Origin of the sequence: Haloarcula marina, from assembly GCF_024218775.1 — an archaeon.
In the GTDB taxonomy this organism is placed as follows: domain Archaea; phylum Halobacteriota; class Halobacteria; order Halobacteriales; family Haloarculaceae; genus Haloarcula; species Haloarcula marina.
This window is the reverse complement of sequence record NZ_CP100405.1, coordinates 262,320-286,923: the sequence shown is the minus strand read 5'-3', so window position 1 is coordinate 286,923 and position 24,604 is coordinate 262,320. Positions and strand designations below refer to the sequence as shown.

Annotated in this window: 21 protein-coding genes; 7 read left to right on the top strand and 14 right to left on the bottom strand. The window is 65.2% G+C overall.

Annotation, left to right across the window (positions count from 1 at the left end; all coding sequences use genetic code 11):
• Nucleotide 1: 1 nt before the first annotated feature.
• The 5 genes from NJQ44_RS18945 to NJQ44_RS18925 form a co-directional block, all read right to left on the bottom strand.
• Nucleotides 2–523 (bottom strand): Zn-ribbon domain-containing OB-fold protein, encoded by a 522-nt coding sequence (locus NJQ44_RS18945; RefSeq protein ID WP_254274466.1) that lies wholly within the window; start codon nt 521–523, stop codon nt 2–4.
• A complete protein-coding gene (locus NJQ44_RS18940; RefSeq protein ID WP_254274465.1) occupies nt 520–1,713 on the bottom strand; it encodes a thiolase C-terminal domain-containing protein in 1,194 nt (397 codons plus the stop codon). Before NJQ44_RS18940 ends, NJQ44_RS18945 begins: the two co-directional genes overlap by 4 nt.
• On the bottom strand, nt 1,713–3,653 hold the full coding sequence (locus NJQ44_RS18935) for a 3-hydroxyacyl-CoA dehydrogenase/enoyl-CoA hydratase family protein (protein ID WP_254274464.1): 1,941 nt from the start codon (nt 3,651–3,653) through the stop codon (nt 1,713–1,715). The genes NJQ44_RS18940 and NJQ44_RS18935 overlap by 1 nt, the downstream gene beginning before the upstream one ends.
• A 180-nt stretch (nt 3,654–3,833) precedes the next feature.
• Nucleotides 3,834–5,051 carry an ABC transporter substrate-binding protein gene (locus NJQ44_RS18930; RefSeq protein WP_254274463.1) on the bottom strand — a complete coding sequence of 406 codons (1,218 nt, stop codon included), beginning with the start codon at nt 5,049–5,051 and terminating at the stop codon, nt 3,834–3,836.
• A gap of 342 nt (nt 5,052–5,393) precedes the next feature.
• Nucleotides 5,394–6,818, bottom strand: a complete 1,425-nt coding sequence (locus NJQ44_RS18925) for a DUF3179 domain-containing (seleno)protein (RefSeq protein WP_254274462.1) — start codon at nt 6,816–6,818, stop codon at nt 5,394–5,396.
• A gap of 99 nt (nt 6,819–6,917) precedes the next feature.
• Here NJQ44_RS18925 and NJQ44_RS18920 point away from each other — a divergent pair, with 99 nt between their 5' ends.
• The 5 genes from NJQ44_RS18920 to NJQ44_RS18900 all read left to right on the top strand — a co-directional run bounded on the left by NJQ44_RS18920 (nt 6,918) and on the right by NJQ44_RS18900 (nt 14,249).
• Nucleotides 6,918–9,989, top strand: coding sequence for an FAD-binding and (Fe-S)-binding domain-containing protein (locus NJQ44_RS18920; protein ID WP_254274461.1), 3,072 nt, complete (start codon nt 6,918–6,920; stop codon nt 9,987–9,989).
• 86 nt (nt 9,990–10,075) lie between these two features.
• On the top strand, nt 10,076–11,575 hold the full coding sequence (locus NJQ44_RS18915; RefSeq protein ID WP_254274460.1) for an aldehyde dehydrogenase family protein: 1,500 nt from the start codon (nt 10,076–10,078) through the stop codon (nt 11,573–11,575).
• 4 nt (nt 11,576–11,579) lie between these two features.
• Nucleotides 11,580–12,464: an SDR family oxidoreductase gene (locus NJQ44_RS18910; protein WP_254274459.1), complete on the top strand. Its 885-nt coding sequence runs from the start codon at nt 11,580–11,582 to the stop codon at nt 12,462–12,464.
• An 80-nt stretch (nt 12,465–12,544) separates the two neighbouring features.
• A complete protein-coding gene (locus NJQ44_RS18905) occupies nt 12,545–13,423 on the top strand; it encodes a fumarylacetoacetate hydrolase family protein (RefSeq protein ID WP_254274458.1) in 879 nt (292 codons plus the stop codon).
• Nucleotides 13,424–13,544: 121 nt separating this feature from the next.
• The gene (locus NJQ44_RS18900; RefSeq protein ID WP_254274457.1) at nt 13,545–14,249 is read left to right on the top strand and encodes an ABC transporter ATP-binding protein; all 705 of its coding nucleotides are present in this window, start codon (nt 13,545–13,547) and stop codon (nt 14,247–14,249) included.
• A 56-nt stretch (nt 14,250–14,305) separates the two neighbouring features.
• On the opposite strand, the gene NJQ44_RS18895 is transcribed toward NJQ44_RS18900, so the two are convergent.
• The 8 genes from NJQ44_RS18895 to NJQ44_RS18860 all read right to left on the bottom strand — a co-directional run bounded on the left by NJQ44_RS18895 (nt 14,306) and on the right by NJQ44_RS18860 (nt 21,625).
• A complete protein-coding gene (locus NJQ44_RS18895) occupies nt 14,306–15,379 on the bottom strand; it encodes a branched-chain amino acid ABC transporter permease (RefSeq protein WP_254274456.1) in 1,074 nt (357 codons plus the stop codon).
• On the bottom strand, nt 15,376–16,257 hold the full coding sequence (locus tag NJQ44_RS18890; protein ID WP_254274455.1) for a branched-chain amino acid ABC transporter permease: 882 nt from the start codon (nt 16,255–16,257) through the stop codon (nt 15,376–15,378). Before NJQ44_RS18890 ends, NJQ44_RS18895 begins: the two co-directional genes overlap by 4 nt.
• A 7-nt stretch (nt 16,258–16,264) precedes the next feature.
• Nucleotides 16,265–17,509 (bottom strand): amino acid ABC transporter substrate-binding protein, encoded by a 1,245-nt coding sequence (locus NJQ44_RS18885; protein ID WP_254274454.1) that lies wholly within the window; start codon nt 17,507–17,509, stop codon nt 16,265–16,267.
• A gap of 114 nt (nt 17,510–17,623) precedes the next feature.
• Nucleotides 17,624–18,724: a cupin domain-containing protein gene (locus NJQ44_RS18880; RefSeq protein ID WP_254274453.1), complete on the bottom strand. Its 1,101-nt coding sequence runs from the start codon at nt 18,722–18,724 to the stop codon at nt 17,624–17,626.
• Between the two features lie 158 nt (nt 18,725–18,882).
• Nucleotides 18,883–19,053, bottom strand: a complete 171-nt coding sequence (locus NJQ44_RS18875; RefSeq protein ID WP_254274452.1) for a hypothetical protein — start codon at nt 19,051–19,053, stop codon at nt 18,883–18,885.
• 70 nt (nt 19,054–19,123) lie between these two features.
• A complete protein-coding gene (locus tag NJQ44_RS18870; protein WP_254274451.1) occupies nt 19,124–19,528 on the bottom strand; it encodes an acyl-CoA thioesterase in 405 nt (134 codons plus the stop codon).
• A complete protein-coding gene (locus NJQ44_RS18865) occupies nt 19,525–20,256 on the bottom strand; it encodes an acetate--CoA ligase family protein (protein WP_254274450.1) in 732 nt (243 codons plus the stop codon). Before NJQ44_RS18865 ends, NJQ44_RS18870 begins: the two co-directional genes overlap by 4 nt.
• Nucleotides 20,249–21,625, bottom strand: a complete 1,377-nt coding sequence (locus tag NJQ44_RS18860) for a CoA-binding protein (protein WP_254274449.1) — start codon at nt 21,623–21,625, stop codon at nt 20,249–20,251. The genes NJQ44_RS18865 and NJQ44_RS18860 overlap by 8 nt, the downstream gene beginning before the upstream one ends.
• 93 nt (nt 21,626–21,718) lie before the next feature.
• Between NJQ44_RS18860 and NJQ44_RS18855 the strand changes: the two genes are divergently transcribed.
• Entirely contained in the window at nt 21,719–22,468 is a 750-nt protein-coding gene (locus NJQ44_RS18855; RefSeq protein WP_254274448.1) for an ABC transporter ATP-binding protein, read from the top strand.
• 13 nt (nt 22,469–22,481) lie between these two features.
• Here the strand turns inward: NJQ44_RS18855 and NJQ44_RS18850 are convergent, their stop codons facing one another.
• Entirely contained in the window at nt 22,482–23,105 is a 624-nt protein-coding gene (locus tag NJQ44_RS18850; protein ID WP_254274447.1) for an MBL fold metallo-hydrolase, read from the bottom strand.
• Nucleotides 23,106–23,193: 88 nt separating this feature from the next.
• On the opposite strand from NJQ44_RS18850, the gene NJQ44_RS18845 reads away from it, so the two are divergent.
• Nucleotides 23,194–24,603, top strand: a complete 1,410-nt coding sequence (locus NJQ44_RS18845) for an SLC13 family permease (RefSeq protein ID WP_254274446.1) — start codon at nt 23,194–23,196, stop codon at nt 24,601–24,603.
• Nucleotide 24,604: the final 1 nt, after the last annotated feature.

The window sequence follows — 24,604 nt, the reverse complement described above, 5'->3', positions numbered from 1 at the left end:
GTCATGCTGTGTCACTCCGCAATGTGAATCGATAAAACACCCTGTCTTGGTCAGTCGGGCCGTCGATGTCCACGACTTGCAGCGTTACGGGGTCGCCGATGGAGAGGTCGTCGTAGTCGACGTCGTCGATGCGTGCCGACAACTGGATGTCGACGCCGTCCAAGTCCACGACGCCCGTGACGAACGGCGTATCCATCCCGACCGGGCCGCTCCCCCGAACGGCGGAGAACGCGAACAGCGTGCCGTCGTGAGGCAACGAGACGTATTCTAGGTTGTCGCTCGTACACTCCGGACACACGACACGCGGCGGAAAGTGACGCTCGCCGCAGTCCTGGCACTCCGTCGTAGATAGCGACCCGTCACGGAGGCGGTCGTAGAACTCGTGAATCCTCGTGTGGTCGGCGTCCTGCAGATCGTAGAAGTCCATCAGACGCGGCATCTCGATAGTGTCCGGCACGGAGACCGTCTTCCGTGGCGGTTCGGTATCGGTGCGTGCGTCGGTGTGGTCGGTGTCGTCAGTCATTGTGGATCCCTCGCGAGCGTCATCACGCTGTGTACGCTCCCGCTACCGCTGAGGTTGTGGATGAGTCCGGTCTCCGGGCTGTCGGGCACCTGACGGCTGGATTCGACCTTACCCGCAAACTGCTTGTACACTTCCAGCGCCTGCGAGACGCCGGTCGCGCCGAGCGGGTGACCACAGCCTAAGAGCCCCCCACGGGGGTTGACGGCGATGTCGCCGTCGAGTTCGCTGCGGCCGTCTTCGATGAACTGGCCGCCCTCACCTTTCTCGACCCAGCCGAGGTCCTCGTACTCGATGATCTCGCTGATGGAGAAGCAGTCGTGAATCTCGGCGACGTCCAGTTCGGCCACCGGGTCATCGATGCCAGCCTGGTCGTATGCTTCCTCTGCGGCGACGGTAGCCTGCGGCCACGCGGACATCGATGGCAGGTTGTTGATGGAGTTGCTCGCCATGCAGGCCTGGCCGCTGCCCGTGACGTACGCCGCGGTGTCTGTGATTTCGCGTGCCTTCTCCTCGCTGACGAGCAGCAGACCAGCGGCACCGTCCGTGAGGCCGCTGCAGTCCAACAGGCACAGCGGCGGCGCGACCGGATAGGAGTCCAGTACGTCGTCGACGCTGACTTCCTGCCGGAACTGAGCGTAGGGGTTGTTCGCGGCGTGGCGCTTGTTCTTTACACTCACCTTTGCGAGCTGTTCCCGGGTGGTGCCGTACTCACGCATGTGGCGCTGGGCGAACATCGAGAAGAACGAGGGGGCGTTCAGGCCGTTGACGCCGTCGAATTCGCGGTCAAGCACGTTCGTCATGCCCGCCTGCGTCTCCTCGATATAGTCATCACCGAGATTCATCTTCTCGACGCCAAGCACAAGTGCAACGTCCAACTGGCCGCTGGCAATAGCGAGCCACGCGTACCGGAGTGCCGCCTGCCCGCTCGCGCACGCCAGTTCGGTGCGTGAGATCATCTTCGTGACGTCGATACCGAGCAGCTCCGCGGCCAACGGGGCGACATGACTCTGGAACGCGAATCGCTCGGGTTGCACCGCGCCGACGAACAGTCCTTCGACATCGCTGGGGGTGATTCCGTCTACGTCGTCGAAGGCGGCTTTTCCGGCCTCCTGTGTGAGGTCTTTCCACGTGGCCTCGCGTTGCCCCCAGTCGGCGTGACCGCCGCCGACGATTGCAGCAGTCCGGGTCATCACTCGAACTCCGGTTCGCGGTCGTCCCTGAACGCCGTCACGCCCTCGACCATGTCGTCCGTCGTCGTCAGCAGGCCGAAGCCCTGACTCTCGACGTCCAGTCCAGTGTCGAGGCTGGCGTCCTGTCCGTCGTCGATGACCCGCTTGGCGACCTTCAGTGCTGTCCGTGGGCCGTTCGCAAGGTCGTCGACGAACTGTGCGACCGTCTCCTCGAAATCGGACTCCGGAACGGCGCGATTGAGAAGCCCCCAGTCCTCGGCGCGCTCGGCGGAAATCTGCTCGCCGCGGAAGACGAGTTCCTTCGCACGCCCCTCCCCGACGATTCGCGTGAGGCGCTGAGTGCCGCCTCCGCCCGGAATCAGTCCGAGGTTTATCTCCGGCGAGCCGAACACGGAGTCCTCGGTGGCAATGCGGAGGTCACAGGCCAGCGCGATTTCGAAGCCAGCACCCAGACAAAAGCCGTCGATGCGGGCGACAGTGGGGCGCTCGAACTCGTCGATGGCGCGGATAGTCTCGTCGACATCCATCAGTTCGGTCGGTTCGGAGGTCATGAAGCCGGTGATGTCCGCGCCGGAACTGAACGCGTCCTCGCCAGCACCAGAGAACACGACGCAGGACACCGCGTCGGTGTCGGCGTTCCCGAGAGCGGCCTCGACTTCGCCGAACATCGTCTCGGAGAACGCGTTCAGCCGCTCCGGACGGTCGAATTCGATTTCGAGGACGCCGCGGTCGTCGAGCGACTTATTGATGTACTGGTAGGGACCGTCGCCGCGATACTCGTGAAAGCCCACACCGGCGTCGACGCCTGTCTCGCCCGCCTCGACGAGTTCGACGAGGTAGTCGGCAGGCGCGTACCGCTGTGCGCCCGTCTCCTCGTGGAGCGTCCGGAGTTTGTCGAGGACGCTGTCGAGACCGATCTGGTCGCCGAGTCGGCAGACGCCCTCCGGGAAGCGCGCGCCCAGTCTGCTTCCGAGGTCGATGTCGTCCGGCGTTGCGACGTCGTTGCCGACGAGGCGCGCGGCCTCGTTGACCATCCGGGCCTCCACGCGGAGCGTGTCGAAGCCCTCGCCGTCGCCCGGTTCGTAGTCGGGGCCGTCAGCCTCCCAGTCGTAGAACCCGCGCCCGGTCTTCTTCCCGAGGTCGTCTGCCTCGACCTTCTCGGCGATGGTAGGCGGAGAGTCGAGGTCGGTGTCTTCGCGGAAGTGATACGCGATGTCGATGCCAGTGTAGTCAGCGAGTTCGAACGGCCCCATCGGGTAGCCGCGCGTGTACACCATGGCGGCGTCCGCTTGGCGGATGTCAGCGCTGCCGTCTGCGAGCATCCACGCACCCTCCTCGATGAACGGCAGCATGACGTTGTTGACGATGAACCCGTGAACGTCTCGCTTGACGTCGATAGCGCGCTTCCCGAGGTCGGCCACAAACTCGTGGACGGTAGCCAGCGTACCCTCGCTGGTGCGTTCGCCGTGGACGACCTCGACGAGGTCCATCTTCACCGGCGGATTGAAGAAGTGCGCGCCAGCGACCTGTTCGGGGCGGTCGGTTGCGGCCCCGATTTCGGTGATGCTCAGGCCGGACGTGTTCGACGCCAAGATGGCGTGGTCAGGCGCGTACTCGTCGACTTCGGCGAACGTCTCGCGCTTCAGGTCGAGGTTTTCGGGAATCGCCTCGATGACGAGGTCCGCGTCGGCGACGGCGGTTTCGAGGTCCGTCTCGCCAACGATACGGGCGCGCACGTCGTCGGCCGGTTCGTCGATTTTGCCCTTCTCTTCGAGTTTGCCGAGGCTCCACTCGATCTGTTCGAGGCCATCGTCGACGAGATTCGCTTCGATGTCCCGAAGTACCACGTCGTAGCTCGCAATAGCGGCGAGTTCGGCGATACCGTGCCCCATGCTCCCCGCGCCGAGCACGGCCACCTCAGATATGTCACTCTCTCTCATCACTATCACACAATGGTGCCGCTCAACTTAAAATATTGGTTACAATGTTTGCTAATCGACCCAATTCTCTTAACTAGAAGACTCGCTCGGACAGCCGAACAGCCGACCACAGCGACTGCGACTCGCCACCCCGAACCCACGGACGGTGACCGGCTTCCGTCCTGTCGGTACGTCCCGCAGTCACTCGATGGGGAACTGTAGGTCAGCGGACTGCTCGGTTTGCGGGTAGACGAGGCGTTGCTCGCCGTCCCACCACTGCGCGCTCGCGGCCGAGAGTTGACCCTGCTTGGGCATCCCGTACTGGTCGAAGCTGAAGTCGCCGATGACCGTGCTGAACTCCGTCTCGTCGAGCGCCGCCCGCACGCTCTCGGGGCCGCTGTTCTCGGCGGCGGCCAGCGCCTGCTCGGTGGTCTGTGCGAGGTTGTAGCCGACGCCGACCATCACGCGCGGCGTCCCGCCGTCGTTCCGGTCGGCATACGTACTCAGGAACTCCTCGTTGCCGTTTCCGGTCATCCCGGGTGCCCAGCCCGGGCACATCGTGACGTAGTTCCCCTGCTCGCCGAGCGCCGACCACCACGCCTGCGGGTCTGCGGCGCGTACGAACTCGATGAAATCGGGCATGTAGCCGGAGTTGTTCAGTTGGTTCATCGCGGTGATGCCGTCCGGCGGCTGCGGGCACGCGACGAGCGCCTCGACCCCTGCGTTCTCGGCCTGCGAGATGAGCGTCGAGAAGTCCTCGTTGCCGGGATTGTACGTCTCCCGCATCGTGATGTCGTAGCCCGCGTCCGAGAGCTTCGTGTCCCAAGCTTCAGCCATCTCGGCACCCCAGCCGGAGTTCTCCTCCCAGATACCGACCGCCTGCGGTCGGTCGTCCTCCGGGATGAATTCGAGCATCCCTGTCGTCGCACGCGTGACATCGCGCGTTTTCGGAAACGGCGTATACGTCCACTCTTTCTCCCCGGAGACGAGGGGCTCTTGGTAACAGGTGGCGACCGCGAGGAACGGCAACCCCTCGTTCTCTGCGTACGCCGACGCCGACATGACGAGCGGGCTGGAGAAACTCCCCCAGATCATGTCGACGTCGTTGTTGCTGGTGATCTGTTGGAGTTGCTGGCGGAGCACCGTCGGGTCGCTTTCGTCGTCTCTGACGATGAGTTCGACCTCCTGGTCGACGTTGTCCCGCTCGTTGAGTTTCTCCACCCCGAGTTCGTAGCCCGCGAGCATTTCGTTGCCGACCGGGGCCAGCCGTCCGGTCTCCGGAACGGCGGCCGCGATAGTGACCGCGTCCGAGCCGCCGCCACCGTTTAAGGCGGTGCAGCCAGCGAGACTACTGAGACCTGTTGCGCCAGCGACTTTTAGGAACGACCGCCGACCATGTTCACTGTCAAACTTGCCCATACATCCTACTGTACAAACACTATGTTAAGCTTTTCTGTTATTGTAGATTCGACTGTGAGCTAATTTGGGTTTTTGCGCGTACATTGTTTGGACAGCGTTGCGGATTGAGGTGCTGCAAGCGGGGGCCGAGTGCTGACGGGGTGGCTATCTAGGTACTGAAAGCGTCGTCGCTTCGTACTCTCGGCGGTGTATCACTGACCTCACCACCGTAGAGTTTTGTTCGCCGAGTGCGAGGCGACGGCCCGCAACAAAGCGGGGGAGCGTCGAAAGGGACTGGGCGCTGTTCTCTCGACTGTTCGTTCGGTCCCGCTTTCCGAAGGTACTGAAAGCCGGACCCTCCAATCAGGTGAGTACGTGCGCCACGTCATAGTGGGTCCTGAAGGCGAACCAGAGGCCGTGGCGGCCAGCGATCCGTTCCCGGGTGTCGCCGGTTTCACTCCGGAGGTGGTTCCGGCTTATCGTCCACATCTCGCCGTCGGTATCCATGAGGCTTCCGTCGGTCCGCTCGATAGGCGTCGGCGGGGCCTCGTAGACGGCCACGTCGCCGGTGGCGTCGAGAAGCGCGACGACGTCCTGTCCGTCGACAGTCCCGGTCAGGACAGCATCAGTGTCCAACTCGTTCACTGGGACGACCCACACTTCCCCAGAGTCACTGCCGACGATTCCGTAGACTGAGGCCTTCTCAGGCAGACGGTCGTCGGCTCTCTGGACGCCCGGCTGAACGATTTCCTCCCGATTCCAGTAGTGCTCGAAGAAGCCGACGTTGTCTTCGTAGAACGAGTAGTCGTAGTCGTAACCGGTTTCGATGTCCAGTGCGCGCGTGTCGGGGTACTCGTCCTTCCAGTCGGCCCACGTGGTTTGCGTAACGGCAAACTGGTCGAGCGACAGGTCGGAGTCACGTTCGAGATGGGGGCCACCGATAGGGGTGCCCCTGTGCTGGTCCCACAGCGTTTCGGTCTCCTCGTCGTACATGACCTTATTACCCGACAGCAACATTCCGGAGCTACCGAAAGTGAGCGTCTCCTCACCGACGCGCCGGTCGTAGAGGATCGGCGCGTTACAAAGCGTGCAGTAGGTGAGACTTACCGGAACGCCCGCGAGAGTCGCGTTCATGAGTTCGTGTGGGAAGAGTACCCACCGAGCAACAGCGTAAGCGGTTCCGTCGAGTTCGAAGCCGAAGACGGTATCGTCCGCGTCCAAATATCGTTCGTGGTCCCCGCCGCTGCCTGCGGTATCGACGTCGTCGCCAGCGACGAAGTCGGGAGCGTTCAACGCCGCGAGGAACGACCGGTCGCAGTTCCCCCAGCGCATGTCCTGCAGGTCGAACTCCCGTGGCTCGCAGTCTAACAGACCGCCGACCGGTGGGAGATACGAGCGGTACAGCCGAAGCTTCCAGTCGTCGAAGCCGTCAAGCGGCTCGATGTCTTGTTGGGAGTACCAGGATTCCCATTCAACCCACGCATGGGCGGAGTCGAAATCTGGCTCGGCTATCGCGGCGAGCGCGTCCGTAACGCCGGGCCAGCGGACCTCTGGGAGGTCGAGGTATCGCGGCGGGTCGCGTTCCCTGAGGACGGCAGGAAAGCCGAACTTGGCCCAGTCGTTCCCGATGGCATCGATGACGAGCACTTCGAGGAGATGCGGGACGACGCGTTCGTCGCCGACGTCTGTGAGTTCGACGATGGCGTCGGCGTGGGCGTCAGCATCTCGCTCAATCAGACGACTCACCAGCGTCTGCAACCGCTCGTCGGGGGTGGTCGTGTCTGTCACGGTATCGTGAGAAGGGTGGCCGCTGTAAAAGCTCTACTGCCGCTGACAGCGTGCCGACAACGGGGGGATTAAGTGACTGGTTCACACAGGTCGACGTACATGCGCGACGACGATAGCGACGCCGCCACAGACGGCGGTGTCCAACTCGCCCCAACGGCGAGCGACGAGCGAGCGGACTACGACTACGTTGGCGGGTCCGTAGAGCGCCCGGGTCTCGTCTCAGACCTCGAAGCCCGAGCCGACGGCGAGGTCCGATTCGACACGTATACTCGCCAACTCTACGCGACGGATGCCAGCGCCTACGAGGTGACCCCCATCGGGGTCGTCTTTCCAACCTCCACGGCCGACGTGGCGAGAGTCGTCACGTACTGCGCCGAGCGCGAGATACCCATTCTCCCACGCGGCGGCGGGACGAGTCTCGCTGGACAGACCGTCAACGAGGCGGTCGTGCTGGACTTCACCCGGCACATGGACAGCGTCCGCTCGCTGAACCCCGAGGACCGCGAGGCCCGCGTACAGGCCGGGACGGTGCTCGCCGACCTCAACGACAGGGCGGCCCAGTACGACCTGACGTTCGGTCCGGACCCCGCCGCCGGAAACCGAAGCGCCATCGGCGGTGCTATCGGGAACAACTCGACCGGCGCACACTCGCTCGTGTACGAGAAGACCGACCACTACATCGAGGAGTGCGAGGTGGTTCTCGCCGATGGTACCGTCACCACGTTCGGCGAAGTGCCCGTTGAGGAACTCCGAGAGCGGGCCGATTCCGAGACCGACGACCTCGAAGCACGTATCGCCGCGGGCGTCGTCTCGCTGCTGGACGACCACGCCGAGGAGGTGGCCGAGCGCTACCCGGAACTCAAACGCAACGTCTCCGGATACAACCTCGACCGGCTCATCGCCGAGTACGAGGGCGAGTACGGCAAGGCGGGGACGGTCAACCTCGCCCGACTGCTCGCCGGGAGCGAGGGGACGCTTGCCGTCGTCACCGAGGCGACCGTCTCGCTCGAACCGATTCCCGAGACGAAGGCGGTGGCACTGCTGACCTACGACAGCGTCGTCGAAGCGGTTAGCGACGTGCAACACGTCCTCGACCACGGCCCCGCGGCGGTCGAACTCATCGACGACGTGCTCATCGACCTCGCGTCGGACACGACGGAGTTCGCCGACGTGGCCGCCAAACTTCCCGACCGGACGCGGGCCGCCCTGCTGGTGGAGTTCTACGCCGAGGACGACGACCACGGCCGTGAGCAGGTCGCGGGCCTACTGGCCGACCGAGTGCCAGACGGTGCAGGCGACGAGACGGACGCCGACCACTACGCCTTCGACGCACTGGAGGCCTACGATGCCGACGAACGCACGGAGATATGGAAACTCCGGAAGTCGGGCCTCCCGATTCTACTCGGCCGGACGAGCGACGCCAAGCACATCAGTTTCCTCGAAGACTGCGCCATCCCACCGGAACACCTCCCTGAGTTCGTCAGCGAGTTCCAGGACGTACTGGAAGAGAACGGCACGTTCGCGTCCTTCTACGCGCACGCCGGGCCGGGCGTGTTGCACGTGCGCCCGCTGGTGAACACGAAGTCGCAAGCGGACCTCGACGCGATGGAGAACATCGGGGAGGCCGTCACCGACCTCGTCGTCGAGTTCGGCGGGTCCGTCTCCGGCGAACACGGCGACGGCCGTGCGCGCACCCAGTGGAACCGGAAACTGTACGGCGAACGGCTCTGGGAGGCGTTCCGGGACCTGAAGACCGCGTTCGACCCCGATTGGTTGCTCAACCCCGGACAGGTCTGTGGCGACGTGTCCCTGACCGAGAACCTGCGGTTCGACCCCGAGTACGAGTTCAACGCCGGGTTCGACTCGGCGCTTTCGTGGGACAACGAGAACGGGATGCAGGGGATGGTCGAACTCTGTCACGGGTGTGGCGGGTGTCGCACCCAGCAGTCCGAGGGCGGCGTGATGTGTCCGACGTTCCGGGCGGCCGACGAGGAGATTACGGCCACGCGGGGGCGCGCCAACATGCTCCGACAGGCGATGAGCGGCGACCTCCCGGACGACCCCACCGACGACGAGTTCGTCTCGGAGGTGATGGACCTCTGTATCGGCTGTAAGGGCTGTGCGCACGACTGTCCGAGCGAAGTCGACATGGCGAAACTGAAAGTCGAAGTCGAACATGCCCACCATCAGGAGCATGGTGCCAGTCTCCGCGAACGCGTGTTCGCCAACGTCGACACGCTGGCACGCGTCGGGAGCGCGCTCGCTCCGCTCTCGAACCTCGGGCCGAAACTCCCCGGGGCGCGCGCGGTGATGGAGAAGACCCTAGGCATCGCCCGCGAGCGCTCGTTGCCGACGTTCGAACGCGAGAGCTTACAGGACTGGTTCGCGGCCCGGGGTCCGAAGGTGTCGGCCGCCGAGGCCGACCGCAAGGCCGTACTGTTCCCGGACACGTACACGAACTTCAGCCACCCCGCTGTCGGAAAAGCGGCGGTTCGGGTCCTCGAAGCGGCGAACGTCCACGTCGACGTGGCCGACGTGACCGATAGCGGGCGACCCGCGTACTCGAAAGGGTTCGTCGACGCAACCCGTGAGACGGCACGCGAGGCCGTTGAGTCGCTGGCCCCTCGCGTCGCCGACGGGTGGGACGTGGTCCTCGTCGAACCGAGCGACGCGGTGATGCTCCAGTCCGACTATCTGGACCTGTTGTCGGGGGACGAGGTGGAAACGCTCGCGGCCAACAGTTACGGCGTCTGCGAGTACCTCGATACGTTCAGACTGGACGAGAACCTCGCCGTGGACGCCCCCGGCCGCTCGCTGGCGTACCACGGGCACTGTCACCAGAAGGCGACGAAGAAGGACCACCACGCCGTCGGCGTCCTCCGTCGCACGGGCTACGAGGTGGACCCGCTGGACTCCGGGTGCTGTGGGATGGCCGGGAGTTTCGGCTACGAGGCCGAACACCACGCGATGAGCATGACCATCGGCGAGACGCTGGAGGAACAGGTGAGCGAGAGCGAGGCGAGGGCGGTCGTCGCACCGGGGGCCTCCTGCCGGACGCAACTGACCGACTTGGCCGTCGACACCGACGGAGCGTTTGCGGGCGTCGACCGGGACGGACCGCCGACACCGATAGAGGCTGTCGACGCCGCGCTGACTGCGGGCGACCGCTGAGCGCCTACCGTCCGAAGTGGCGGCCGCGTCGGCCGATTACATCGGTGTTACCAAACCTTCATGGTCTTTTCGCCGTATGCACTCGTATGGCACAGGATAGCCTGTCCCGATACAGCATCGATGCCGACTGGAGTTCACTCTACATCGGTGGGGAGTGGCAAGCGAGCGACAGCGGCGAGACCATCGCGGTCGAAGACCCCTCGACACGCGAGGTCGTGACGGAGGTGCCGCGCGGGAACGAGGCCGACGTAGACGCCGCTTACGAGGCCGCCGCCGAAGCACAGGCCGAGTGGGCCGAGACGCCCATCGCCCGGCGCGAGGCACTCGTCCAAGACCTCCTCCAGACGATGGACGAACACAGCGAGGAAATCGTCGAACTGCTGGCGACGGAGGCGGGCCAAATCGAGGGAATGGGCGAAACCTCGGTCCACCTCGCCGAGGACCAAATCGCCGAGGCCGCGACGCTCCCGCGACGGATGAAAGGCGAACACGCCGCCTCGAACATCCCCGGCAAGGAGAACGTCGTCCAGCGCGAACCGCAGGGGGTCGTCACGGTCATCTCCCCGTGGAACTTCCCATTGAACCTCTCGGCGCGGGCCGTCGCCCCCGCCGTCGCCGCCGGAAACACCGTCGTCCTCAAGCCCGCGACGAACACGCCCATCGTCGGTGGCCTCCTGTTCGCGCGTCTGTTCGAAGAGGCTGGCTTCCCGGACGGCGTCCTCAACGTCGTCACCGGCCGTGGCTCGGACATCGGCGACGCCGTCGCCAGCCACGACGAGAGCGACGTGGTCGCGTTCACCGGGTCGACGGAGGTCGGTCGCCGCGTCGCGGCCGCCGCCGGTGAGAACCTCGCCGAAGCGGCGATGGAACTGGGCGGGAACAACGCCCACATCGTCACGGCCGACGCCGACCTCGACCAAGCCATCGACGCGGGCGTATTCGGGTCGTTCGCGCATCAGGGACAGGTGTGTATCTCCATCAACCGCCACCTCGTCCACGAGGACGTCTACGACGAGTACGTGGACCGACTGGCCGAACGGGCCTCGAATCTCCCCGCCGGGAGCGCCCACGACCACGTCGTCGTCGGTCCCATCATCGACGAGTCCCAGCGCGACGAGATGCTGGACTACGTCGACCGGACGGTCGAAGCGGGTGCGACGCTCGAAACCGGCGGTGAGACAGTCGAACTCGACGGCGTCGAAGACTCGCTGGTCGTCGAACCCACGGTGTTGTCGGACGTGACCAACGACATGGCCGCCGCCTGCAACGAACACTTCGGCCCTATCGTCCCGGTCATCCCGTTTTCGGACGTGGACGAAGCGGTCGAACTCGCAAACGACACGGAGTTCGGTCTCTCGGGGTCCGTCCACGCGGGCGACGTGGGCGCGGGCAAGCGCATCGCCCAGCGCATGGAGACGGGGATGGTCCACGTCAACGACCAACCGATAAACGACGAGGCCCACGTCCCGTTCAGCGGCACCGGAGCGTCCGGGGTCGGCGGCTACAACACCGACGATTTCCTCGACGAGGTGACCGAGACGAAGTGGATTTCGCTCCAGCACGAACCGCGCGAGTTCCCGTTCTGAACGGATGGACGGGACGGTCTGTATCGTCGCCGGCGGGGGTAACGGCCTCGGCGAGGCGGCGGCACGTGAACTCGCGGCCCACGGCGCTCGCGTCGTCGTCAACGACCTCGGGACGGGCGTCGACGGCGAGGGGAGCGACCCGTCGGTGGCCGAGGGCGTCGCCGAAGATATTCGCGACGACGGTGGCGATGCGACGGCCCACCACGGCGACGTGAGTGACTTCGAGTACGCGGAGCGACTAATCGGGGACACCGTCACAGAGTACGGCCGCCTCGACTTCGTCGCCAACTTCGCGGGCATCCTCCGTGACGGGATGAGCTACAAACTCGACCCCGAGGACTGGACGGCCGTCGTCGAGAACAACCTCACCGGCCAGTTCGCACCGCTCCGGGCGGCTTGCGAGCACTGGCGCGAGATGGGCGAGGACGGGTTCGACCGCCAGCGCTCGTACCTCGCGGTCAGCGCGGGCGCGGCGCGGGGCAACCTCGGGCAGGCCAACTACGCCGCCGCGAAGGCGGGGGTCCTGGGGATGGTCCGGTCGGTGTCGACGGAGATGTACCGCTCGGACGTGCGGGTGAACGCACTGGTCCCGAACGGCTACACCCGGATGACCGAGACGGTTCCCGAGGAGCATCGGCCGTACACCCGCGAGGAGATGCCCCCCGAGAAGGTCGCGCCGATGGTGGCCTACCTCGCGAGCGAGGCGGCCGAGGACGTGACCGGGTGCACCCTGTACGCGGGCGGGGACCGTGTGGGCGTCTTCTCGGACCCAGAACTGCAGACCGTCGGCGTCGAACCCGGCGGGTGGACGCTCGATTCGCTCGCCGAGCACTTCCGGGAGGACGTGGCGGGAGACGCCGACCTGACGCGGACGGACGCCCACTTCTGAACGGTGGGTCCCCGCCCGCGGCGGCTGTGGTGTCCGAGTAAAAAGGCACTTTTATCAGGGTTTCCGTCGATACCTCGCCTATGCGATTCGTCCGCTACGACGACGACCAGTTAGGCCTGCTCACAGACGACGGCACCGGCGTCATCGCGCTGAACGACCGCCTCGACCTCGACGGCGAGGAACCGCTCGTCGAGTACATGGAAGGCGACTACGACGCCAGCGAGTACGCCGACGCCGACCCGGACCACGACGTAACGGACGTCGAAATCGGGTCGCCGGTCGGTCGGCCGGGGAAGGTCATCGCCGCGCCGCTGAACTACGAGAACCACATCGAGGAGGCGCTGTCGGACCGCGATATCACCACTGACGAGTGGTTCTCCATCAAGGACAAAGGCTACTTCCTGAAAGCACCCTCCAGCGTCGTCGGGCCCGACAACGGCATCGAACTGCCCTTCACCGACCGCCGGACGGACCACGAGATAGAACTGGCCTTCGTCATGGAAGGCGACATCAAGGACGTGCCCGCCGAGGAGGCGTGGGACCACATCTTCGGGTACACCATCCTGCTGGACATCTCGCTGCGGGGCGACCAGGACCGCTCGAACCGGAAGTCCTACGACACGTTCACCGTCATCGGGCCGTGCGTGACCACCGCCGACGAAATCGACGACCCGCAGGACCTCCAGATGGAACTGCAACTCAACGGCGAGCGCCGCCAGTACGAGAACACCGGCGACATGGTGTACACCTGCGCCGACATCGTCCAGTACGCCTCTCTCGGGGCCACGCTGGAGACCGGTGACGTCATCACGACGGGGACGCCCGAGGGCGTCAGCGAACTCTCGGACGGCGACACCATCGACGCCGAAATCGAGTCTATCGGCTCGATGACCGTCGACGTCACCGAACGAGACGTGAGCTACGCCGAGGCCGACGTGCAGAAGGGCGGACAGGAGTAACGGCGACGAACGACCGCGGTCGTCTCATACCACTTCTTCGCGGTTTCACCTCGTAAAGAGCGCTCGCGCCGTGCCGGAGGGGCAAGCTTAAGAAAACGGACGACGAACGACGTGATAATCGATGGCACTCCTCGAAGTCGACTCGATAGACGTGTCGTACGGGAACGTCCAGGTGCTGTGGGACGTCAATCTCTCGGTCGAGAAAGGCGAGACGGTCGCGCTGCTCGGTGCGAACGGCGCTGGAAAGACGACCACCCTCAAGACAATCTGTGGCGACCTGACGCCGACCGCTGGTGAGGTCCGGTTCAAAGGCGAGAACATCGGCGAAATGCCCTTCGAAGACGTCGTCGAGAAGGGCATCGCACACGTGCCCGAGGGGCGAGAGATATTCACGGACAGCAGCATCAAGGAGAACCTCGAACTCGGCGCGTACGTCGACCGTAGCAAGATGGACGAACAGCTGGAGACAGTGTACGACATCTTCCCGCGACTGGAGGAACGGGCCGACCAGCGCGCCGGAACGCTCTCGGGCGGCGAACAGCAGATGCTCGCCATCGGTCGCGGCCTGATGAGCGACCCCGACCTGCTCCTCTTGGACGAGGCGAGCCTCGGTCTCGCACCGGTCCTCGTCGACGACGTGTTCGAGGCCATCGAGCGTATCAACGACGACGGGACGACCGTCCTACTGGTCGAACAGGACATCTACAACGCGCTTCGGGTGGCGGACCGCGGCTACGTCATCAAGACGGGCCGTGTCACCCTCTCGGGCACCGCCGCGGAACTCGCAGAAGACGAACGCGTCGAAGAGTCCTATCTCGGCGCCTGAGCGCGGCGCGAATCGGATTTCTGTGGGTGAAAGCGTCAAAAGCGGTGAGCGGCCGCTCAGTCCTCGTCGGGCACCGCGTCCGCCGCCGGTCGCGACTCCTCCGACTGCGGGGAAGTTGCCGCCCCACCGCCACCGATGTCGGTGATGAGGTAGTCCTCCGCGAGGCCGTACAGCCCCTGTGGGAGGAAGATGATGAACAGGATGATGAGCGCGCCCTCGATGGACGTGGCGACGCTCCCGACGATAGCGGCGAGCCCGGTGTCCAAGAGCAGGAACAGGGCCGCGCCGAGAAGCGGGCCAGCGAACGTCCCCATCCCGCCGAGGATGACGATGACCAGCGAGTCGATGGTCCACGTCACCGCGAGCGTTGACTCGGGGTTGATGTACAGCGTGTAGTGGCCGTAAAGGCCGCCCGCGAGTCCGGCGAAGAACGACGAGACGACGAAGGCGTACATCTTGTACTTTAGCGGGTTGACGCCGAGGCTGCTCGCGGCCTCCTCGTCGTCGTGAATCGCTTTCATGCCCAGTCCGCCCGCGCCACGGACGATGCGGTAGGTCACAGCGACGGTGATGACCGTCGCGACGAGCGTCAACAGGAACATCACGTCCCCGTGGCCGACGAACTCGTTAATTGCGAGGTCTCCCTGTACGTAGTACCCGGTCGACCCGCCGGTGAGACCACGCTGGTCCAGCATCACCAGTTCGATGACCGCCGCCAGCGCGAGGGTCCCGATTGCGAAGTAGTGCCCGCTCAGACGGAAGATGATGGGGCCGATGACCAACGCGATGAGTGCGGCGGCCACGCCGCCCACCGCGACCGCGACCAGTATCGGTAGCTGTATCGACGCCGGGAACCCCGCTGCGGAGGGCGTCGTCAGCCACGCTGCGACGAACGCGCCCATGCCGAAAAAGGCGGCGTGACCCAGCGAAATCTGTCCCGCGTACCCCGCGAGCAGGTTCCACGAGACGCCCAGCATCACGAACACCAGTCCCGTGAGTATGAGGCCGGTCAGCGCGTCCGTCGTCGTGAACGGCACCGCGAGCAGCGCCAGCAGTACGACGCCGATGACTGCCTGGAGACGGCGGTTGGACAGCAGCGATTCCTCGGGGTGCCGTTCGAGGAAACTCATTCGCCACCACCGCCCGTACCGAACAGCCCCTCGGGTTTGAGCAGCAACACGCCGAGGAAGATGAGCAGGCTCACGACGTTGCGGTATCCGCCACCCAGATACAGCGCACCGAGGTTCTCGGAGACGCCGAGGATGACGCCACCGACGAGCGTTCCGAGGATGCTCCCGACCCCGCCCAGCACGACGACGGCGAAGGCCTTCAGCAGGTACGACCACCCGACGAAGGGGTTGATGGGGAACAGCATCGAGAGCAGTGCCCCGGCCGCACCCGCGAGCGCCGTCCCGATACCGAGCGTGATGACGTAGATGCGGTCGGTGTCGATGCCCATGTACCGGGCCGCGGTCCGGTTCTGCGCCGTCGCGCGGATGGCCTGTCCGGTCCGGGTGTACTGCAGGAACGCCCACGTCCCGGCGATGAGGACGACAGCCACGACGAACGTCACCGTCCGCGGCAGGGAGAGGAAGGCGAATCCGAGGTCGATGCCGTTGCCGGGGATGCCGAGGTCGGCCGTCCGCGCGTCACCGCCGAGCACGAGTTGGCCGATGTTCTGGAGTATCAGCGCGAGGCCGAACAGCACGATGATAGGTTGTTCGAGGCCTTCGCCGACGACGTGTTTCAACAGCACCTTCTGGAGGACGATACCGAGGAGGAACAACAAACCCATCGCGATGAACATCCCGATCAGCGGGGTGATGCCCGTCGCCGCGAACACGAGGATGGCGACGTACGCGCCGACCATCAGCATGTGGCCGTGCGCGAGGTTGACGATGTCCATGATACCGAACACGAGCGACAGGCCCAGCGCTGCGACGGCGTAGATACCGCCGAGCAGTATCCCGTTGACGATAGACTGTGAGACGAGTTCGCCAGCTACCATGTGCGACTCACCGTTCGCTCCACGGTGGGATGGGGTACTTGAACTCCAGCGCGCGCTGAGACCCGGTGTTCGGGTAGGCAAGTCGCTGTGCACCCTCCCACCACTGCCCCGTCGGCGCGGTCAGGTCGCCCTCCGCGGGGAGGCCGTTGTCCTCGAACCCGAACTCGCCGATGACCGTCTGGAACGTCTCGCTGCGGAGCGCACTTTGGATGGCCTCGGCCTCGGTGGACCCGGCGGCCTGCACCGCCTGGAGTGCGACCTGCGTCAGGTTGTACGACCCACCGACGTTGACCGGCATGTACTGGCTCTCGGTCTCGTACTCGCTCATGTAGGTCTCCCGGAGCCGTTGGTTGCCGTTGCCCGTCAGACCGGGCACCCAGCCGGGACACATGAGGGCGTAGGCACCGGCGTTCCCGAGCGCAGACCACCAGGCGGACGGGTCCGCCCCGCGGACGAACTTGAGCATCTTCGGCGACCAGTTGTTGGACTGCATCTGGTTGACAGCCGTGATACCGCCGCCCGGCGTTGGGTTCGACAGCAGCACCTCGACGTCGGCGCTCTGGGACTGGCTGATGAGCGTCGAGAAGTCCTGCGAGCCGATTTCGAACGTCTCGCGCAGGACGATGTCGTACCCAGCGTCACCCAGTCGGTTCTCCCAGTAGTCGGCCTGCTCTTTGCCCCACCCGGAGTTTGGCTCCCAGATGCCGACACGGCTCGGGCGCTCGCCTTCGGGGATGAGTTCGAGGGTTCCCAGCGTCGACCGGGCAACGTCCCTCGATTTCGGGAACGGCGCGTACGTCCACTCGTAGTTATCGTTGCGGTGTGGCTCCTCGTAGGCGAACGCGATGCCGAGGAACGGGAGGTTCTGATTCTCGGCGAAGGCACTCCCCGCGGTGACCAGCAGACTGGAGAAGCTTCCCCAAATCATGTTGACGTCGTTGTTGCTGGTCATCTGCTGGAGGTTCTGCCGGAGCGTCTGGGCGTCGCTCTCGTCGTCCTGCAGGATGAGTTCGACGTCGCGGTCTAGCTGTTCGTTCATCCGGGCGTGCCCGAGTTCGTACCCGCGGCGCAAATCCTGCCCGAGCGAGGAGAACGCCCCGGTTTCGGGAATCGTACCGGCTATCGTTAACGTGTCGTCACCGCCACCACCGCTACCGCCGAACGCACAACCTGCGAGTCCTGCCATCGCAGCAGCACCGGCAGTTCCTTTGAGATACGACCGACGTGTGACTGGGCTTTCGTCGTTGACCATACCGTATAGGCTGATGAAGATGATTGATTATAAAGATACCCGTTATTGTGCGGTGGAATACCACGGAAACAGCCATATAGGTCCGGAGATGCCGCCAGTGCGTCGCCGAGATAGTTACGACGAAGGGCTGGCCTCGGCGTAGAAGTTCATCGCCTCGAACACCGGCCGGTCGGTCATCCCCAGCAGGATGGCCTCGTCACCGTCTGGTTCGTGGTGGTGTGTCGCATCCGGCGGGACCACGAAGATGTCGCGTTCGCTCCACTCCAAGGCCTCGTCGTCGACGTGGGTCGCGCCCTCGCCCTCGACCACGAAGTAGACTTCCGTCGCGTTGTGGAAGTGCGGGTCGGTCGCCTCCTGTAGCAACTGCGCGCGGAACGACATCGTCGGGAACAGCGGTGGCGACCCGGTGGCCGGGTTGACGTACGAGAGGCTGTACCCGTCGTATGGGTCCGCCTCGTCGTTCTCGGCCCGCTGGTGGAGCGACTCGACCATCTCTGCCCACCCGAAGCGGTACGGCGGCGTGGCCTCGCGGATGCCCTCGAAGGGGCCGGGGATGCTGCCGTCTTTCGTTTCGTCCTCCGGGCGGCCGCGACCGTACTGGGAGTCCCAGTAGCCCTGTGTCTTCGTGACCGGTTGGCGTTCGAGTTCGTGGTTCTCGAACGTGTTGCGGGCATTCAGCGAATCCAGCACCAGCGGCAGGTCCAGCACGTCGAGCCACGCGGCCGTCTCGTCGGAGTCGTTGACGTGGTCGTGCCACTCCCACTGGGGCGTGGTGATGAGGTCGTTGTCCTTCATCGGGAACTCCTCGCCCGCGACCACGGTTTTCATGTCCTCGCTCCCGTCGATGGTGAACCGAAGTGCGTTCGCACCGTGTCGATGCGAGGGGGCCGTCTCGCCCGGCGAGACGGTCTGGACGCCGACGTAAATCGTGTTCGAGATGGCGTTCCCGAACGAGGCGTTGATGGGGACGGCCACGCGGCGCTGGAAGCCCGGCGGCAGGTCGGCTATCGGAACGTCGTCTTCGACGCCGTCGATAGCGGCCTGGATGTCCTCCCACTTCCAGATGTCCGCTTCGAGGTCGTCGATGGTGTTCCCGAAGTCGTCTTCGACCTCCCACAGCGGACGGAGGTTGTGCTCCTCGAGGATATTCCGTGTATCTGTGCTCAACTCGAGTTGCTCTTCCAACTCCTGATCCTCTGGCTCTGTCTGGGCCATAGTGTATCTACACGTTAGCACACCACCATCATAAGTGTACTGGACAGACCCCGTAGAGCGGGCTTGAAAACGCTCATAACGGCGTTTTCGGCCGCGCGGCTATTTCCGTATAGAGAAACTCAGGCGTCCGCGTCGCACGGCACGTCGTTTTCTCTGGGCTACACCTGAGCCTCGAAGATGTCGTCGGAGGCGAACACCGACCGACAGTCCTCACAGACCATCTGCCGCTGAATGGCGTACTCCCAGAGTTTCCCGCCACAGTCCAGACAGTCGAAGTGGGCCTCTACGAATGGGTCTTCCTCGGCGTAGGGGTTCTCGAATTCCGCCATATCGATACAACGTTGGGGAATCGGTAAAAACGCTTCGTTACCTCAGAATCATACTTTCACCCGCGGACAGTCACTCCACAGCGTAGGCAGCCATCGCATCTCGTATCCCGTCCGGCACGTCGATGGCACCGCCGCCGCCGTGTTCGGCACAGACCCGCTGTTCGTACCCTTCGAAGGCGACGGTTCCCTCGCAGGTCGCGGTGTACTCGAATCGTACGCTCCGGTCGCCAACGTCGGGAGTCAACGCGATGGTCACCTCGTCACCGGCCTCGACAGGTGACGCGAACTCGAAGTTCATCTCGACGAGCGGCAGGCCGAAACCCTGGTCCTGCGATATCTCCCAGAACGGATAGCCGATGTCCTCCATGAACATGTCCGACGTCTCGTGGAGGGCGTCGACGATTCGCGGGTAGTGGGCGATACCGAACGGGTCGGTATCGGAGAACCGAACCGTCCAGACGCGTTCGTAGCTCATCGCTCACCCTCCGCCTCCGTCTCGGCGTCCGCCTCCAAAACGACGAGTGCGTCCAGTGCGACGGCCCCGTCGGCCGACGCAAGCACCGGGTTGACGTCCAGTTCCGCGATGGGGTACTCGGTCACGAGGTCGCCAGCGGTCGCCACCACGTTGGCGAGCGCATCTACGTCGGCCGGGTCGCTCCCGCGATACCCGTCCAGTAACCGTGCGGCCTGTAGGTCCTCGATAGCCGACCGCGCCTCGGCGGCGTCGATGGGTGCGATTCTGTGGCTGGTGTCCTCGAACACCTCGGTGAACACGCCGCCCAGTCCCGTCAGTACCACCGGCCCGAACGACGGGTCGCGCAACCCGCCGACGATGACCTCCGTTCCGGCATCGACGTCCGCGGCCGCTTCGACGAGGACATCCGCGTCGATTCCCTGCTCGGCGGCCGCCTCGAAGACTCCGTCCGCCGCGTCACGCACGCCCTCGGCCGACTCGACGCCGACGACGACACCCGCCCCGTCGGCCCACTCGCTCTTGTGGGTGACCGACGGCGACGACACCTTCACGACGACCGGATACCCGATGTCCGCGGCCGCCTCGACGGCCTCGTCGGCGGTCGAACAGACTGCGAAGGCCGGTGTCTCCACGCCCGCGTCCGCGAGGAGTCGCTTCCCCTCCGCTTCGGTCAACGTCCGTCTCCCGTCCGCCCGAGCGGCGGCAATGGGGTCGTCGGCCTCACTCATCGGCGACCACCTCCCCGGCCCCCGCGAGAGTGTGCATCTCGGCGTAGCGAGCGAGGACGGCCGCGGCGTCGGCGGCCCGCTCCGGCGTCTCGAACAGGGGGACGCCTACGTCCGACAACGCCGCCACGTCCTCGGCCATGTCCTCTTCGATACCGTCGGTGGCGAACAGCACCGGTTTGTCCACGCGCTCGGCGAGTCCGTCGAGCGCCTCGACGGGGAACCCCAGCGCCTGCTCGAACAGTTCGTAGACGAGAACGATGTCGACGGTGTCGTCCTCGGCGACGGCGGTGACCACGTCACCGAACTCCGGCATCGGCCGACCCGTGTCCACCGGATTGCCGGTGTAGGTGAGGCCCGGCAGGACGTCGTCGATTCGGTCCCGCGTCTCCCGGGTCAACTCGGGGAGTCGGCCACCGGCGCGCTGGATACGGTCGGTGATGATGATGCCCGGCCCGGCCTGAGCGGTAACGACGCCGACGTTCGGGCCGTCCGGTTCCGGTGAGTCGCCGAGCGCCGCGGCGGCATCGAGGAGGTCGTCCGTCGCGTCCACCGTCGGCACACCGTACTGGGCGAATCCGGCCGTGTACAGTTCGTGGTCACCGGTGAGGGCCCCGGTGTGTGACTCGGCGAACTCGCCCACGTCCGACTGGCCCACCTTGTAGGCGACGACCGGCGTGTCGCTGGCGCGGCACGCTTCGAGGAGACCACGGCCGTCGTCGGTTCCTTCGACGTGGAGGACGATTGCGTCGGTCCGGTCGTCGGCGTCGAAATACTCGATTGTCTCGGTGAATCCGACGTTCGCGCGGTTGCCGAGGCCCACCATCGCCGAGACGCCGCGCCCCTGTCGACGGGACTGGAACGCCAGTACGTGTGCGACGCCTCCGCTCTGGGCGATGACGGCGGTGTTCCCGGGAGGGACCTTCTCAGCGCCGCTGGCGAACGAACACAGGAGGTCGGTCGCGGGGACGACGAACCCGCTCGTGTTCGGGCCGAGCAGGGAGATGCCGTACTCGTCGGCCGTCTCGACGACCGCCGCCTGTAACTCCTCGCCCTCCGGTCCTGCCTCGGCGAAGCCACCGGCGTAGATGACGGCCGCGCCGATGCCGGCCTCGCCGCACTCTTCGAGTACGTCCGGCGTCGCCGGCCCCGGAACGCAACAGAGCGCGAGGTCAACGTCGTCGTCGATATCGGTCACCGAGTCGACGAACGACGCGCCGAATAACTCCCCGTCGCTGGACGGGTTGACGGGATAGACTGCACCGTCGAACTCGCTCGCGTTCGCCATCGCCTCGTAGCCGATTTTTCCCTCCGTCTTCGAGGCGCCGACGACGGCCACGGCCGACGGTTCGAACATCTGTCTGAGAGTCACGGCCGTTAGTTGAGCCAACTGGCTCAAAGCGTTTTCCCTCGTGACGAAGTGACAGGGGTAGGTTTATCTGAATGGATAGGGAATCAGTTGCTAATGACGCTACTGGAAGGGCAGAACTTGACCAAGAAGTTCGGCGGCGTCGTCGCCATCGACGACGTATCCTTCTCCGTCGAACGCGGCGAGGCGGTGGGCCTCATCGGCCCGAATGGTGCCGGGAAGTCCACGCTGTTCCGAACCATCACCGGCGTCCACGAACCGACCGAGGGACGCGTGTTCTTCGACGGCGACGAGATAACCGGCAAATCCCCTCACGAGATTTGTCACCGCGGCCTCGCGAAGACCCACCAAATCGTCCGGCCGTTCGAGAGCATGACCCTGCTGGAGAACGTCGCCGTCGGGGCGGAGTTCGGCGGCCGGGAGTTCGACGACGTTCGCGGGCGTGCCCGAGAGATGTTGGAGTTCGTCGACCTCGCGGACCTCCAGTACAGTGAACCGGGCGAACTGAGCGTCGGGCAACTGAAGCGACTGGAAATCGCTCGTGTGTTGGCGACTGACCCGGACCTCGTCCTGTTCGACGAGGTGGCGGGCGGCCTCGACCCCGAGGAGACCGAGGACATCGTCGACCTCATCGGCGACATCAAAGACGAGGGCAAGACCGTCTTCCTCATCGACCACGTGATGCGCGCGCTGATGACCGTCAGCGAGCGAGTCATGGTCCTGAACAACGGCCGTCTCATCGCGGAGGGGACGCCCGACCAGATTCAGAACGACGACGAGGTCATCGAGGCGTACCTCGGCGAACACGCGAACGAGGACCTGTCGAGCGCGGTATCCGGGGACTGAACGGACCCACCGCTCACGACGGCTTTCCGGCGAAGTCGACGAACGACGCTATCTTCTCGCTCGCGTTCTCCGTGACGCTGGACCCGTGGTACACCAGTCCCACGTCGAACTCGTAGTCCAACAGGCGTTCGAGGTTCTCGTCGGCGGCGGCCACGTCCGCCGAGAAAAAGGCCGTCGGGAGGACGAAATACCCGGCCGGGAGGCCGCGAGCGTCCGACCCGAACAGCGCGTCCCCGAGTACCGCGATACCGCGCTCCTCGTCGACCAGCACGTGGTGTTCGGCGGTGTGTCCGGGGACGTGGACCGCGACGAATTGGCCGATTCGGTCGCCGTCGCCGTATCTGTGGTCGACGGCCACGTCGGTCTCGACGCCTGTGGGGACCCACGTTTCGAGGTCGTAGCGGTCGACCAACCCGGCGAGGCCGCCGATGTGGTCGGGGTCCCCGTGCGTGACGACGACGCGTTCGGGCACGATGCCGAGGTCGTCTACGGCGTCGGCGACTGTCTCGACCGTGTCTTCGAAACCAGTATCCACGAGCGTCGGTATCTCGCCGTCGAACAGGTAGACGCGCCAGCGGGCGTCCCGACCGGTCCCGACGGTGATGTCGTACACGTCCGGCACAATCTCTGTAGGCATATCACTCGATGTGTGGGTCGGCACCCGCAAGCCTCTTTCGGCACCGATACGCTGATAGTGGTCCCTCGTGTGGCACACGGTACCCAGAATGTCGGACGAAACTGCGAGTCCCGTTACTCCCCTCCGCAGCGTCGACCCGGCGTGGCTCTCCGTTCCGGCCGGCCTGCTCGCGGCGGGTGCGGTCCTCCGGTTCGCACCCCTCACGGTCGGTGCGGCCCGGATGCTCGCCATCACGCTGTTCTGTGTCGCGCTGTGGGTCGGGACGCCGGTCGAACCGTGGTTCACCGCGTTGGTCGGCGTGGCGCTCATCGGAGTGACGTTCTCGACGGACCTCGCGCTGACCGGGTTCCAATCGCCAGCCACGTGGCTGGTCGTCGTGGGCATCCTCATCGGCGAGGCGACCCGTCAGAGCGGGCTAGCGAGTCTCGTCGAGCGACTGGCGCTACACCGAATGCCCGCGGCCGTGGCGACCGACGCCACCGAGGCCTACCGGTACCTGCTGGTGGTGCTGTCGTTCGGCAGTCTCGCGCTGGCGGTGCTGGTCCCGTCCTCGCTGGTTCGCGTGCTCATCCTCGCACCAATCCTCCAGTCGTTAGGTGGCCTGTTCGACGAACGGCGAGCGAAGATCGGCATCTTCCTCGGCCCCCTGTTCGCGACGTTTTACGGGTCTTCTGGAGTACTCACGGGGTCGCTCGCCAACATCATCGTCGCGGGCCTCGTCGAGTCGAGCGGCGGTCCGGCCATCACGTGGACCGAGTGGACGCTGTGGCTCGGTCCCGTGATGGGTGTCGGCCGCGTGGCGCTCATCGTCGCCATCACGTACGTCCTGTACCGCCCGCGCGACCGGGACGCCGTGACTGCGCCGGACCGGGGCGAGGGCGTTACGACGACCGCACGAGAGCGGCGGATGCTACTGTTCCTCCTCCTCGGTGTCGCCATCTGGGCGACGGACTTCGTCCACGGACTCCACCCGCTGTTCGGCGCGGTGGTGGTGACCCTGTTGGCGTTCGCACCACGGGTCGGCGTGGTCGGGGCCGACGCCGTCGGTGACGCCGACTTCTCCATCCTGTTCTTCCTCGGTGCCATCTTCGCCATCGCTGAGGGGCTTCGACAGACAGCCTTCACCGACCTCGCCGCGAACCGCCTCCTCTCGACGCTCCCGGCCGACCCGTCGCTGCCGCTGGTCCTCGCCGTCGTGGTCGTGGCGGCGCTCGCGCTGACTCTCGTGATGGAGGGGTTGGCCGTCGCCAGCGTTCTCACGCCGGTACTGGTCTCCTTCGCCGCCAGCGCCGGTATCCCGCTGGTACCCGTTGCGATGACGGAGGCCGTCGCGCTCAACGCCTACTTTTTCCCGTATCAATCGGCCGTCCTGGTGGCTATCCTCGGACTGGACGTCGTCGACTCCGTGGAACTGACGAAGATGGCGAGCATCTGCTCGCTCGCCACGCTCCTCTTACTCGTCCCGGTTCAGATAGCCATCTTCTCCCTGTTGTTCTGAA